The organism is Nonomuraea sp. NPDC050022, assembly GCF_044460705.1.
Taxonomy (GTDB): Bacteria; Actinomycetota; Actinomycetes; order Streptosporangiales; family Streptosporangiaceae; genus Nonomuraea.
Genome location: NZ_JBITKE010000005.1, coordinates 769305 through 782776, shown reverse-complemented (window position 1 = coordinate 782776; position 13472 = coordinate 769305). Strand labels below are relative to the sequence as shown.

General features: G+C 69.5%; 13 protein-coding genes. 7 read left to right on the top strand and 6 right to left on the bottom strand.

Features of this window, described 5'->3' with window-relative positions; translation table 11 throughout:
- Positions 1-57: 57 nt before the first annotated feature.
- A complete protein-coding gene (locus ACIBO2_RS25160; protein ID WP_397299685.1) occupies positions 58-606 on the bottom strand; it encodes a permease-like cell division protein FtsX in 549 nt (182 codons plus the stop codon).
- A 110-nt stretch (positions 607-716) separates the two neighbouring features.
- Positions 717-1259, bottom strand: a complete 543-nt coding sequence (locus ACIBO2_RS25155; protein WP_397299682.1) for an RNA polymerase sigma factor — start codon at positions 1257-1259, stop codon at positions 717-719.
- Positions 1260-1430: 171 nt separating this feature from the next.
- On the opposite strand from ACIBO2_RS25155, the gene ACIBO2_RS25150 reads away from it, so the two are divergent.
- On the top strand, positions 1431-1934 hold the full coding sequence (locus ACIBO2_RS25150; protein ID WP_358545564.1) for a hypothetical protein: 504 nt from the start codon (positions 1431-1433) through the stop codon (positions 1932-1934).
- A 39-nt stretch (positions 1935-1973) separates the two neighbouring features.
- On the opposite strand, the gene ACIBO2_RS25145 is transcribed toward ACIBO2_RS25150, so the two are convergent.
- Genes ACIBO2_RS25145 through ACIBO2_RS25130 form a run of 4 tightly spaced genes read right to left on the bottom strand, consistent with a single transcriptional unit; the run spans position 1974 to position 5311 of the window.
- Complete coding sequence (locus ACIBO2_RS25145) at positions 1974-2897, bottom strand: glycine betaine ABC transporter substrate-binding protein (RefSeq protein WP_397299678.1); 924 nt, start codon at positions 2895-2897, stop codon at positions 1974-1976.
- A gap of 22 nt (positions 2898-2919) precedes the next feature.
- Entirely contained in the window at positions 2920-3582 is a 663-nt protein-coding gene (locus tag ACIBO2_RS25140) for an ABC transporter permease (protein WP_397299676.1), read from the bottom strand.
- The gene (locus ACIBO2_RS25135) at positions 3579-4226 is read right to left on the bottom strand and encodes an ABC transporter permease (protein ID WP_397299673.1); all 648 of its coding nucleotides are present in this window, start codon (positions 4224-4226) and stop codon (positions 3579-3581) included. The genes ACIBO2_RS25140 and ACIBO2_RS25135 overlap by 4 nt, the downstream gene beginning before the upstream one ends.
- Positions 4223-5311, bottom strand: a complete 1089-nt coding sequence (locus tag ACIBO2_RS25130) for an ABC transporter ATP-binding protein (protein WP_397299671.1) — start codon at positions 5309-5311, stop codon at positions 4223-4225. Before ACIBO2_RS25130 ends, ACIBO2_RS25135 begins: the two co-directional genes overlap by 4 nt.
- 101 nt (positions 5312-5412) lie before the next feature.
- Here ACIBO2_RS25130 and ACIBO2_RS25125 point away from each other — a divergent pair, with 101 nt between their 5' ends.
- From ACIBO2_RS25125 to hutI, 6 genes are all read left to right on the top strand, one after another.
- Positions 5413-6906, top strand: coding sequence for an aromatic amino acid ammonia-lyase (locus ACIBO2_RS25125; RefSeq protein WP_397299668.1), 1494 nt, complete (start codon positions 5413-5415; stop codon positions 6904-6906).
- A gap of 13 nt (positions 6907-6919) precedes the next feature.
- Positions 6920-7780 (top strand): MurR/RpiR family transcriptional regulator, encoded by an 861-nt coding sequence (locus ACIBO2_RS25120; RefSeq protein ID WP_397299665.1) that lies wholly within the window; start codon positions 6920-6922, stop codon positions 7778-7780.
- Positions 7781-7816: 36 nt separating this feature from the next.
- Positions 7817-9523 (top strand): urocanate hydratase, encoded by a 1707-nt coding sequence (hutU, locus tag ACIBO2_RS25115; RefSeq protein WP_397299662.1) that lies wholly within the window; start codon positions 7817-7819, stop codon positions 9521-9523.
- 32 nt (positions 9524-9555) lie between these two features.
- Positions 9556-10758, top strand: a complete 1203-nt coding sequence (locus tag ACIBO2_RS25110; RefSeq protein WP_397299904.1) for an allantoate amidohydrolase — start codon at positions 9556-9558, stop codon at positions 10756-10758.
- Between the two features lie 128 nt (positions 10759-10886).
- On the top strand, positions 10887-12167 hold the full coding sequence (locus ACIBO2_RS25105; protein WP_397299660.1) for a formimidoylglutamate deiminase: 1281 nt from the start codon (positions 10887-10889) through the stop codon (positions 12165-12167).
- Positions 12164-13381 (top strand): imidazolonepropionase, encoded by a 1218-nt coding sequence (hutI, locus tag ACIBO2_RS25100; protein WP_397299657.1) that lies wholly within the window; start codon positions 12164-12166, stop codon positions 13379-13381. The genes ACIBO2_RS25105 and hutI overlap by 4 nt, the downstream gene beginning before the upstream one ends.
- Positions 13382-13472 lie beyond the last annotated feature (91 nt).

Here is a 13472-nt window from a genome sequence, read left to right as displayed (position 1 = left end):
CAGACAATTACCTGACATTCTCGTTATAGATCGCGCTGAATTGTCAGTTGAGGTGCGTCACCGCCCCTTGCCGGGGAAGGAGCACTGCTCAGCTCTTCCCAGGAGCCTCTTGACGTACCCCCAGAAAGAGGCATTGTCGAGGCTGCAAACCTGGTCGACGCTCATGGACACGCCGGGCAGTTCACTCGCGGCCTTGGCCACGGCCGAACGGTCGGCGCCCGCCCTGATCCGGGCACGGAAGGACTCGGGCATGTCGGTGAGGGCTGTCGACTTCAGGAGTAGGGGCTTGTCCTTGTACGCCTGACGGAAGTTGTCCCAGGCCTGCTGTTGGTCCTCAAAGCTGACGCTCTCCACCTCAGGCCGGGCCTCCAGCGCCAGCTGGAGATTCTGCCGTTCTGCCGTGGTGATCCCGCCTCCCACGCAACTATCGCGGGGGTCGCTGTCACCGCAGAAGAAGACCGAGACCTCGGGCCCTCCAGATGGCACCGTGCTGTCCTGTGACATAGCGACGATGCTTTCCTGCGGTTCCAGCGAGGGGGCGGTGAGCTCTACCACTCCGAAGACTGTCACTGCGACAGTAAGAGTGACGGCGGCGACTCTGATCATGCCCTTCCTGGAGCTGCGGCTGGACCGCGGGGCGGGGAATGGACGTTGGTCGTCGCGGACGATCTCCGCGCGAGCCGTCATGGCGTCGCGGAGTCGCTCTTCAATGCTGCTCATGCGTTGTCTCCCAACTCGAGAAGGAGCCTGGCCCGGGCTCGGGCGGTCATGGACCTGACGGTGCTCTGCCTGACGCGCATGGCCTCGGCGATCTCGGCGTCGGACAGGTCGAGGTAGAAGCGCAGCACCAGGGCCTCTCGCTGGCGGCGCGGCAGGCGGGCCAGCGCGAGCAGCACCTCCCGCCGCGACTCTCCGATCAGCGCGGCGGTCTCCGCCGAGTCGGCCAGGCCCGCGACCGGCTCGACCCGTCGCAGCGCGAGCGCCCGGCGGCGAAGGACCGACCGGGAACCATTGAGCACGCACGTCCTGACATAAGCGATCGTCGTGACTCCCGGCCGCCACCTGCCATGCAGCCGAGCGAACACGTCCTGCACCACGTCTTCGGCCGTCTCCTGGTCGCCGAGAAGCAGCACCGCGAGCCGTACAAGACCGAGCCGATGCTGGCGATAGAAGGCGACCAGCTCAGCGTCAGGGGATGCGGCTGGCGGAGCGGACACCTTCGATGCCGGCTCCCCCAGCCGCAAGATTTCGCTGTCCATGGTCTATGAACGCGCACCTCTACGGATCCGCTGCTTCTCGGCGTCGGAAATAATCCGGACGACGCGATGGCCGTCTCCGTTTCCGATGATCCTGGGCAGGCCCGCGCCAAGTCTGTACATACCGGGCCCGTCGATCGGCTGATCGGCTGGGCGTCCAAGGACACTGCTGGCATGGACGGGCGTGAGGCGAGTGCGGCGGCGGAGCGGGCGGAGTTCGGGGGTGCCGTGTACGGCTCGCTGCTGGCGGCTTCCGTGGTCGCCGGCTCCGCCGCGGAGGGCGGACCGCCGTCCCCGCCGGAGCTCGTGACGCTTCTGGTCTGTACGGGGGTGGTGTTCTGGATCACCCATGTCTATGTCCAGGTGGTGAGCTCCGGTTATCCCGCCAGGCCCCTCACCTGGGCGAATTTGCGCACGGTCGCCAGGCGTGAATGGCCGCTGGCCCAAGCCTCGTTCCCGCCGTCGATCGCCGCGGCCATGGCCTCGGGGCTGGGCATGTCCAACGCGGTCGCGGCTTGGGCGGCGTTGTGTGTCGCGGTGGCGAGCCAGGTCACCTGGGCTGTGACTGCCGCGGTCAAGATCGGCTCTTCCAGAAGAGTCGTCGTCATCTCCGGAATCGCCAACCTCGCCCTCGGCCTGGCCATCGTCGCGCTCAAGACCGTGGTCGCCGGCCATTGACGCCTGGACAGGCGGCCATCGCAAGTGCCGTGGGAGGGGTCAGCTCGACAGGCCGTGGGTCTTGACCCACTCGGTGGCGACCCCGTCCGGGTCCTTGTGGTCGTTGTCCACGAGCGAATCGAGCTTGCTCAGCTCCTCGGTGGTCAGCGCGGTGTTCAGCTTGGCCAGGGCGGTTTTGACCGTGTCGGTGGCCTTGTCGGTGCGGATCAGCGGGACGATGCGCTGGGCCGGGATGAGGTGCTTCGGGTCGGCCAGTACGACCCAGCCGTTCTTCGCGATGTCCACGTCGGTGCTGAAGAGGTTCCCCAGTTGGACGTCGCCGCTCTTCAAGGCTCCCTTGACCAGCGGTCCGCTGGCGTCGAGGGACTTGAACTCCTTGAACTCCACACCGTAGACCTCCTTGAGCCCGACCACGCCGACCTGGCGGGTCTTGTCCTCCGGAGGGCCGCCGAAGACCAGTTTGCCGTTGTGCTTGGCCAGGTCGGCGAGGGTGCTGAGGCCGTACTTGGCCGCGGTCTCCTTGGTGACGGTGAAGACGTCCGCGTCCTCGGCGGCCGCCGGCGGCAGAACCGTCAGTCCCTTCGGCAGCTTGGCGGCGAGCGCCTGCTGCAGGGCGTCGGAGTCGCTCGCGGTGGCCTTGGGGTCGAAGTGCAGCAGGAGGTTGCCCTGGTATTCGGGCAGCAGGTCGATGTCGCCGTTCTGCAGCGCGGGCACGACGATCTCCCGCGAGCCGAGGTTGGGCTTGACCGTCGTCTTCACGCCCGCGGCTTCGAGGACGTCGGCGTAGAGGTAGCCGAGGATCTGGTTCTCGGAGAAGTTGGCCGTACCGATCACGATCGTGGAGTTCCCAGACGCGGCGGTGGTCGGCGGCGTGTTCAGGCTGGTCGTGCCGCCGCCGCAGGCGGCGAGCACGGGGAGTACGGCGAGCGCGAGCGCGCCCGCGACGAAGTTCCGGCGATTCATGAAGTCTCCATCAAAGCGATGATCAAGTAAGGCGGTGGCGGAAGAGAACGCGGTGGATTCCGGCGAGGATGAGGTCCACGGCCACGGCGAGGACCGCGACGAGGACGGCGCCGCCCAGGACCTGGGTGAGGTCGCGCTGGGCGAGGCCGTCGAAGATGTACCGGCCGAGACCGCCGAAGCTGACATAGGCCGCGATGGTGGCGGTAGCGATGACCTGTACGGTCGCCAGCCGCAGCCCTGTCATGATCAGCGGGGCGGCGAGAGGGATCTCCACCCGCCACAACGACTGAAGCCCGGTCATCCCCATGCCGCGGGCGGCGTCCTTGGTGTCCGCCTCGACCGCGGCCATGCCCGCGTAGGTGTTGGTCACGATCGCTGGGATGGCCAGCGCGACCAGGGAGATGTACACCGGGGTCATGCTCAGGCCGCTGACCAGGAAGACCAGGGTGACGATGCCCACGGTCGGGAGGGCACGACCGAAGCCCGAGAGGTTGATGGCGAGGAACGCGCCGCGCCCGGTGTGGCCGATGAACAACCCGATGGGCAGGGCGATCAGCGCGGCGACGAGTGTGGAGAGCAGGGAATACTCGATGTGCTCGAACAGCCGCTGGGCGATGCCTTCCGAACCGGCCCACTGGCCGGCGGAGGTCAGCCAGGCGACCAGCTTGGAGAGGAGATCCATCATGCGCGCGCTCCCTTGCGGATCCAGGGGGTGCAGAGCCATTGCACAACGACGAGCACCGCATCGGCGACCAGCGCGAGCAGCAGCGTGAGGACCACCCCGGCGAGTACGGGGGTGGGGAAACTGCGCTGGAAGCCATCGGTGAACAGCTGGCCGATGCCGCCATATCCGATGTAGCTGGCCACGCTGACCAGGGAGATGGTCATGACGCTGGCCACCCTGACCCCGGCCATGATCACCGGTAGGGCGAGCGGGAACTCGACTTTCACCAGCGTGCCCAGACTGCCCCTGCCCATGGCCAGGGACGCCTCCCGGACCTTGGCGGGCACGCTGTCGAGCCCCTCGACGGTGTTACGGAGCAGGACGACCAGGGTGTAGACGGTCAGCCCGGCGATCGCGGTCGTCCTGGTCAGCCCCGTGATCGGCAGCAGCAGGACGAACAGTGCCAGCGACGGCACCGTGAACATGATGTTGGAGATGCCGAGCAGCAGCCCGCGGAGCGGACGGACCCGGTGGGCGACCACGGCGAGCGGCAGCGCGATCAGCAGGCCGAGCAGTACGGCGGGGACCGCCGTCGCCAGGTGGTCCAGCGTGAGTGTCAGCAGGTCGTCGGTGTGCGTGGTGAGCCAGCCCCACTCGATGGTCATGCGAGGCTCCGCTGATGGGCGTGCACGACGTCGTCTCGGGAAGCCCCGACCAGCACGCCCGCCGCGTCCACCCGTACCGCCATCCCGGTGGGAGAGGAGACGGTCTCGTTGAGCGCCGAGAGCAGCGAGTCGGAATCGGTCAGGCCGCGCACCGGGGTGAGGGCCGCCTGCCCGATCGAATCAGACCCGTCGAGCGCGTGGACGTCCAGCCAGCCCGCGGGTTTGCCATCGGGGGAGACCGCGAGCAGCCAGCGTCCCGTCGCCTCCGCGCGCGCCTGCGCGGCCGTGTCGGTGGTACGTATCGCGGCGATCGGCTCGTACGGCACATCCTGCAGCGAGATGAGAGAGAGCAGCTTCAGCCCGCGTTCCGCGCCGAGGAATCCGGCGACGAAGTCGTCGGCCGGCCGGGCGAGCAGTTCGGCGGGTGGGGCGACCTGGACCATGTGCCCGCCGGTGCGGAAGATCGCGATGCGGTCGCCGAGCCGTACGGCTTCGTCGATGTCGTGGGTGACGAAGACGATGGTCTTGCGGAGTTCGGCCTGCAGCCGGATCAGTTCGTCCTGGAGCAGGGTCCGGACCACCGGGTCGACCGCCCCGAACGGCTCGTCCATGAGCAGGACGGGCGGGTCGGCGGCCAGCGCGCGGGCGACGCCCACGCGCTGTTGCTGACCGCCGGAGAGCTGGTGGGGATAGCGTTTGCCGGACTCGGCGGCCAGGCCGACGACCTCAAGAAGCTCGGCGGCCCTGGCGCGGGCCTTGCGCCGGCCCCAGCCGAGCAGCGCCGGCACGGTGGCGATGTTGTCCAGGACAGTACGGTGCGGGAAAAGGCCCGCCTGCTGGATGACGTACCCAATGCCGCGCCGCAACTGAGCAGCCGGCAGTTCCCGTACGTCGCGCCCGCCCAGGCTGACCGTGCCAGAGGTGGGATCGACCAGCCGGTTGATCATCCGGAGCGTTGTGGTCTTGCCGCAACCGGAGGAGCCGACGAGCACCGTGATGCCCCCTTCGAGAAACTCCACGGAGAGGTCGTCCACGGCTGTCGTGCCGTTGGCGAACCTCTTTGTGACTGACTCGAATCGGATCATGGGCACCACCCTTGCCGGTCTGCATGTATTCATGCAGACTCATGCACGAATGAAGATGTGTCAATAGTCGGTTTTGTGCAGGTGAAAGGGAGTTGAACGCCGTGGCGTCTCGAATCGTAGGCGTGGCCGTCCCACAGATCGAGCTTGACGGACATGGTCTCGACAGCGAGACGGTCGCGCTGCTCGCCGACGGCATGGCCGGCGTGGAGGTGCCTTTGGCCGCCTACGACAAGGTCGAACGGTCGTGGCGCAGGGCGGCCGACCTCGTCGCCACCGGGCGCGTCTATGGGCGCAGCACCGGCGTCGGCGCCAACCGCACTCTGGATGTCGATCCCGCCGATTTCGACCTGCACGGCCTGCGCCTGCTGCGCAGCCACGCGGGCGGGATAGGGGCGCTGCTGCCAGCCAGGCAGGTCCGGGCGATGATGATCGTCCGGCTCAACCAGCTGCTGGTGGGAAACGCCGGGCTCCGTCCCGAGGTGGTTCGCGGGCTCAGTGTGGCGCTCAAGGCCGGAGTGCACCCGCCGGTGAACGAGTACGGCGCGGTCGGCACCGGTGATCTGGCCGCGCTCTCCCAGCTCGGACTGGCCCTCGCCGGAGAGTACCCCTGGCACGGCGGTCCCACCCAGCCACCTCCGATCACCCTCGAAACCGGCGACGCACTGGCCCTGATCAGCAGCAACGCCCTCACTCTGGGACAGGCGGCCCTGGCCCGCCACAGCCTGGACCGCCTGCTCAGGGCCGCCCATGTGGTGGCCGCGCTCTCCCTGCTGGCCGTCGACGGCTCGCTGGAGGCCTTCGCCGAGCCGGTGCACGCCGCGCGTCCGCATCCGGGCAACATCCGTGTCGCCGCCGAGGTCCGCCGGCTCGTCGGCGCGCCGGATCGGCCCGCGCCACCGACCGGCCGCATCCAGGACCCGTACGCCTTCCGCTGCTTTCCGCAGATCCACGGGCCGGCCCTGGAAGCCTCCGACGCGCTGGAGCGGGTGCTGGCCATCGAGCTCAACGCGGGCGCGGAGAACCCCCTGATCAGCGCGGATGGTCCGGACGGCGGACCGGCCTCGTACCATCACGGGGGGTTCTTCTCGGCTCACGTGGCGCTCGCGCTGGACCAGCTGTCTCTCGCGCTGTTGCCGACGGCGCGGCTGTCCGCGGCGCGGCTGGCGGCCCTGAACGAGCCGGGCATCACGGGGCTGCGTCCGTTCCTGGCCGGTGGGGCGTCGGCCGGATCCGGGGTGCTCATCCTCGAATACAGCGCGAACGCCGCCCTCGCCGAGCTGCGGAACGCGGCGACTCCGGCCTCGTCCGGTCATGCCGTACTGTCACGGAGCGTGGAGGAGGCCACGAGCTTCGCCTCGCAGGCCGCCCGCCAGGTTCTGCGGACCGTCGAGACGTACCGGCTGGTGCTCGCCTGCGAGCTCGTCGCCGCCGTCCGCGCTCTGCGTCAGCTCAGCGTGAAGCGGGACCGGTCCTTGCCGGTCGGTCGCGCGTACGCGCTGGTGGACGACAATCTTGACCTATCGATGGAGGACCGGCCGCTCACGGCGGACGTCTCGGCGGCTGCCGGTCTCCTCGACGCACTGGCCGATCTGTAACCCCTGGAGAGTCATGAACACGGACGATGTCGCGCCGGAGGCCCGCTTGCTCCGGCTGTTCGAAGGGCATCGGCTGACCCCCGCCCAGCGGCGGATCGCGCACTGCCTGGTTCAGCACGCCGGGCAGGCGGCCTTCCTGTCCAGCGTGGAGATCGCCGAGCTCGCGGGGGTGAGCCAGCCGTCGGTGACCCGGTTCGCGATGACCCTCGGGTACGACGGCTACCCCGCGCTGCGCAAGCAGATCCGCGAGCTCGGCCTGCCCGACTCGGCGGGCAGGGGCGAGAGGGGCGAAGGCGCGGCCCTGAGCGAGACCCAGCGGGCGGTACGCACCGAGATCGCCAACCTTCAGCATCTGGCCGACTCGCTGTCGGACATGACGGCGATCGTCAAGGCCGCCCGGCTGCTGGCGCCCTCCCGGCCGCTGCTCGTGCTCGGCCTGCGTGCGGCCGCGGCGCAGGCCGCGGGCTGGGCCTACTTCGCCGCCAAGGTCCACCCCGACGTACGCCTGCTCAACGAGGGCGGTTCCATGCTCGCCGACCGCATCGAACAGGCGGCCGACGCCGGGGCGAGCGCCCTGCTCTGCTTCGCCCTGCCCCGCCATCCCGCCGAGCTGACGGAGGCCCTGTCGGCGGCCAAGAAGGTGGGGCTGAGCGTGGTGACCATTGCCGACAACGCCTTCGCGCCCTCGGCCGACCTCGCCGACGTGCTGCTGCCCGTGCCGGTCGGCACGGAACTGGTCTTCGATACGGCATGCGCGCCCATGATGCTCGGCCGGGTCCTGCTGGAGACCATGGTCGACGAGATCCCGGGCGCGCAGGCACGCCTGGAGGCGTTCGAGCAATCGGCGGCATCGCGCGGCTTGTTCACGGATTAGCTATTGACTGAATCTATTCATTCTCGATATAGATGCATGAATAGATGCACCGAGGGGGAGGTCAGGAACATGGACCAGATCAGCGGTCCGCGCCCGGTTCGGGCTCCGCGTGGCACGACGCTTCATACCCAGGGCTGGCAGCAGGAAGCCGCCCTGCGGATGCTCATGAACAATCTCGACCCCGAGGTCGCCGAGCATCCCGACAAGCTCGTCGTGTACGGCGGCACCGGCAAGGCGGCCCGTGACTGGCGCTCCTACGACGCGATCGTCCGCACGCTCGGCACATTGAAGGCCGACGAGACGCTGCTCGTGCAGTCGGGCCGTCCGGTGGGCGTCATGAGCACGCACGAATGGGCGCCGCGGGTCCTCATCGCCAACTCCAACCTGGTCGGCGACTGGGCCACGTGGCCGGAGTTCCGGCGGCTGGAGCAGCTCGGCCTGACCATGTACGGGCAGATGACGGCCGGCTCCTGGATCTACATCGGCACTCAGGGGATCCTCCAGGGCACCTACGAGACCTTCTCAGCCGTGGCCGCCAAGAAGTTCGGCGGCACGCTGGCCGGGACCATCACCCTGACCGCCGGGCTGGGCGGCATGGGCGGCGCCCAGCCGCTGGCCGTCACCATGAACGGCGGGGTCGCCATCTGCGTCGACTGCGACCCGCGCTCCGTGGACCGGCGCATCGAGCATCGCTACCTGGATGTCAAGGCTTCGTCGCTGGACGAGGCGCTGCGACTGGCCTACGAAGCGCGTGACGCGCGTCGGCCGCTGTCCATCGGCGTGGTCGCCAACGCGGCGCAAGCCGTACCGGAGCTGCTCGCGCGTGGCGCGGAGATCGACATCGTCACGGACCAGACGTCGGCGCACGACCCGCTGATGTACCTCCCGATCGGCGTGGCGTTCGAGGACATGGCCGCCGAGGCGGACAAGGACCCGGTCGGGTTCACTGAGCGTGCCCGGCACTCGATGGCCCGGCACGTGGAGGCGATGGTCGGCTTCCAGGACGCCGGGGCCGAGGTGTTCGACTACGGCAACTCGATCCGGGGCGAGGCCCAGCTGGCCGGATACACCCGCGCCTTCGACTTCCCCGGCTTCGTGCCCGCCTACATCCGGCCGCTGTTCTGCGAGGGCAAGGGCCCGTTCCGCTGGGCGGCGCTGTCGGGCGACGCCCAGGACATCGCCAAGACGGACCAGGCGATCCTGGACCTGTTCCCGGAGAACGAGTCGCTGGCCCGCTGGATCCGCCTGGCCGGGGAGAAGGTCCACTTCCAGGGCCTGCCCGCACGCATCTGCTGGCTCGGCTACGGCGAGCGCGACAAGGCCGGCGAGCGGTTCAACGACATGGTGGCCCGTGGCGAGATCTCCGCTCCGCTGGCCATCGGCCGTGACCACCTCGACTGCGGCAGCGTCGCCTCGCCGTACCGGGAGACCGAGGCCATGCTCGACGGCTCCGACGCCATCGCCGACTGGCCGCTGCTGAATGCCATGGTGAACGTGGCCTCCGGTGCGTCTTGGGTGTCCATCCACCACGGTGGGGGCGTTGGCATCGGCCGGTCCATTCACGCTGGGCAGGTCACGGTCGCTGATGGGACCGCTCTGGCTGGGGAGAAGATCCGTCGGGTGCTCACCAACGATCCGGGTATGGGGGTTATTCGGCATGTCGACGCCGGCTACGACCGGGCCACCGAGGTCGCTCAGGAGCGCGGCGTGCGGATCCCGATGCGTGAGGGCGACTCGGCGTGATCGATCAGGTCTTCGAGGGAAATTTTCGGGGGATGTGGCGCGAGCTTCTGCCGGTCGGGCGATATGACGCGACCGGCGGGTATCGTCGCCACGCCTGGACCGCGGCCGACGGCGAATGCCGGGCCTGGTTCAGGGAGCAGGCGCTCAAGAGGGGGTTGACGTACGAGGTCGACAGGAACGGCAACCAGTGGGCTTGGTACGGCGATCCTGCGGCGGGGGACGCCATCGTCACTGGCTCCCATCTGGACTCGGTGCCTGATGGGGGAGCGTACGACGGGCCGCTTGGCGTCGTGTCGGCTTTTGCGGCCCTGGACGCGCTCCGGGATCGGGGCGTGCTTCGGGGCCGGGGCGAGCTCGGGGATCGGGGCGTGCTTCGGGATCGGGGCACCACGGGTGGCCGCCCGCTTGCGATCGTCAACTTCGGTGACGAGGAGGGGGCCAGGTTCGGCGTGGCGTGTGTCGGGTCCCGGCTGATGGCGGGGGTTCTGGAGCCGGGACAGGCGCGGGCTCTCAGGGACCAGGACGGTGTTCGGCTCGGCGACGCGATGGAGCGTGCGGGGCACGACCCCGCCGGGATCGGCCGCGATGACGAGCGGCTCGCGCGCATCTCCGCGTACGTCGAACTCCACGTCGAGCAGGGCAGGAACCTGGGCGACGCGCCGGTTGGCGTCGCGTCGGCGATCTGGCCGCACGGGCGCTGGCGCTTCGACTTTCACGGAGAGGCGAACCACGCAGGAACCACCCGCCTGGAGGACCGCCGGGATCCGATGTTGGCCTACGCCGCCACGGTCCTGAACGCCCGCGAGCAGGCCAGGCTCGCCGGGGCGCTCGCCACCTTCGGGAAGATCTCTGTCGAGCCTAACGGCACCAACGCCATCGCCTCCCGAGTGACTGCTTGGCTGGACTCGCGTGCTGCTGACTCCGCCACCCTTGACACGCTCGTGAAAGAGATCATTCACGAGTCGGGGGCGGAGGTCACTCGCGAGTCGTACACGCCGGTGGTCGAATTCGACGGGCCGCTCAGGGACCGCTTGGCCGCTCGGCTCGGTGGGGTTCCCGTCCTGCCGACAGGGGCGGGGCACGATGCGGGCATTCTCGCCTCTGCCATCCCCACGGCCATGCTCTTTGTACGGAACCCGACCGGCGTCTCGCACTCGCCGGAGGAATACGCCGAGGAGGCCGACTGCCTCGCCGGTGTGGCGGCCTTGGTCGCCGTCCTGGAGGATCTGCTGTGAACGGCCGGTTCTGGGCGAGGTACGCGTGGACCGGCGCGTCGGGGGCTAGTGCGTTGGGGTCCGATGCGTCGGCGTCCGGCGCTGTGGGGTCCGGTGCGTTGGCGTCCAGTGCGGTGGGGTCCAGCGCCGTGGAGTCCGGAGTCCTCATCGACGTTTCGGCGGGCCGTATCGCCTCCCTGCAAGCGGGCAGCGCTCCTCCCGGCGACGCTGTCGTCCTGGACGGCCTGGTCATCCCCGGACTGGCCAACGCCCATTCGCACGCCTTCCACCGGGCGTTGCGCGGAGCCACGCAGCTCGGCGGCGGCACCTTCTGGACCTGGCGCGAGACCATGTACCGGGTCGCCGCGAGCCTCACCCCCGACGAGTACCTGGAGCTGGCACGGGCCGTCTACGCCGAGATGGCCCTCGCGGGGATCACCTGCGTCGGCGAGTTCCACTACCTTCACCACGCTCCCGGAGGCGTCGCCTACGACGACCCGAACGCGATGGGAGAGGCGCTCATCGAGGCGGCCGCCCAGGCCGGCATCCGGATCACATTGCTCGACACCTGCTACCTCTCGTCGGGGTTCGGCGCTCCACCGGACGAGACCCAGCTCAGATTCAGCGACGGTTCAGGGGAGGCGTGGGCCGAGCGGGTCTCCGGGTTGAAGGAGCGCGAGCACGCCCGCGTCGGCGCGGCCGTCCACTCGGTCCGAGCCGTTCCCGCCGACCAGCTCGGGGTGGTCGGCGCCTGGGCGGCGCAGCGGAACGCCGCGATCCACGCGCACGTGTCTGAGCAGCCCGCCGAGAACGAGGGCTGTCTGGCGGCGTACGGCGTCACGCCTACGCGCCTGCTCGCCGACCACGGCCTACTCGGGCCGCGTACCACCGCCGTGCACGCCACCCACCTGACCGCGCAGGACATCGCCCTGCTCGGTGACTCCGCCACCACTGTGTGCATGTGCCCCACGACCGAGCGCGATCTCGCCGACGGCATCGGACCCGCTCGCGAGGTGCAGGCCGCGGGATCGCCGCTGTCGCTCGGCAGCGACAGCCAGGCCGTCATCGACCTGTTCGAGGAGGCCCGGGCCATGGAGTTGAACGAGCGGTTGCGTACGCGTCGCCGCGGCCACTGGACGGCGGACGCGCTCCTGCGGGCCGCCACTGCCGACGGCCACGTGTCGCTGGGTTGGCCGGAGGCGGGCAGGCTGGAGGTGGGCGCGCTCGCCGACCTCGTCACCGTCTCCCTGGACTCGGTCCGGACCACGGGCCCGCTTCACGGTGCGGAGACCGCCGTCTTCGCGGCCACCTCCGCCGACGTCAGCGACGTCGTCACGGGCGGCCGGGTGATCGTACGGCGCGGCGTCCATCAGCTCGTACCCGACGTCGCGGGCGCGCTGCGGCAGGCTCTCGCGCGGGTGGCGGCATGACTCGCGCGGCTGCGGAAGGCTCGCACGCGATTGGCGGCACGATGGGAAGCCTCCTGATCACCGGGATCTCCACGCTGGTCACCAACGAGCCCCAGCTGGGCGAGGGTCCGCTCGGGCTCATCACGGACGCCGCCGTCGTCGTCTCCGTCTCGGGTGGGGAGATCGCCTGGGTGGGGCCGGCGTCGCGGGCTCCGGCGGCGGATCGGATGTACGACGCCGACGGCCGGGCCCTGCTCCCCGGTTTCGTCGACTCCCATGCCCACCTGGTCTTCGCGGGAGATCGTACGGCCGAGTTCGACGCGCGGATGCGCGGCCTGCCCTACACCGCAGGCGGGATCCGCACGACGGTGGCGGCCACCCGCGCGGCGAGCGACGAGGAGCTGTCGGCGGGGGTAGCCCGCCTGGTGGGCGAGGCACTGCGACAGGGCACTACGGTCATCGAGTGCAAATCAGGCTACGGCCTCACTGTCGAGGACGAGGCACGCCTGCTGCGCATCGCCGCGGAGCACACAGACGAGGTGACCTACCTTGGCGCGCACGTCGTACCGGCCGACCAAGACCCCGACGCGTACGTGGCGTTGGTGACCGGCGCAATGCTGGACGCCTGCGCTCCCCATGCCCGCTGGGTGGACGTCTTCTGCGAGCGAGGGGCGTTCGACGGCGACCAGGCGCGGGCCGTACTGGAGAGCGGCATCAAGCGAGGCCTCGTACCCAGGATCCACGCCAACCAGCTCACCCATGGACCAGGCGTCCAACTCGCCGTCGAGCTGAACGCCGCCTCCGCCGACCACTGCACCCACCTCACCGACGCGGACGTGGACGCTTTGGCTTCCGGTACGACGGTCGCGACCCTGCTGCCGGGGGCGGAGTTCTCCACCAGAGCCCCGTACCCGGACGCCCGTCGCCTCCTGGACGCGGGCGTGACGGTGGCACTGTCGACCGACTGCAACCCCGGCTCCAGCTTCACCACCAGCATGCCGTTTTGTATCGCCCTGGCAGTTCGGGAGATGGGCATGACTCCCGACGAGGCGGTGGGGGCGGCGACACTGGGTGGCGCGCGGGCGCTGCGGCGCGACGACGTGGGCCGGATAGTCGTGGGCGCACGCGCCGACCTGACGCTGCTGGACGCTCCCTCCCACGTCCACCTGGCCTATCGACCTGGGGTCCCGCTCATCTCGGCCGTCTGGCAGCGCGGCCGCCAAGTGGTGTCCTAACCGACTCCACGCAGGACTCGCACGGGCCGATCAGGTTGCGCTCCTGCTGTCGATCTTGTGCTCCTACCTCTCCTGATGCTCTACGTTTCTT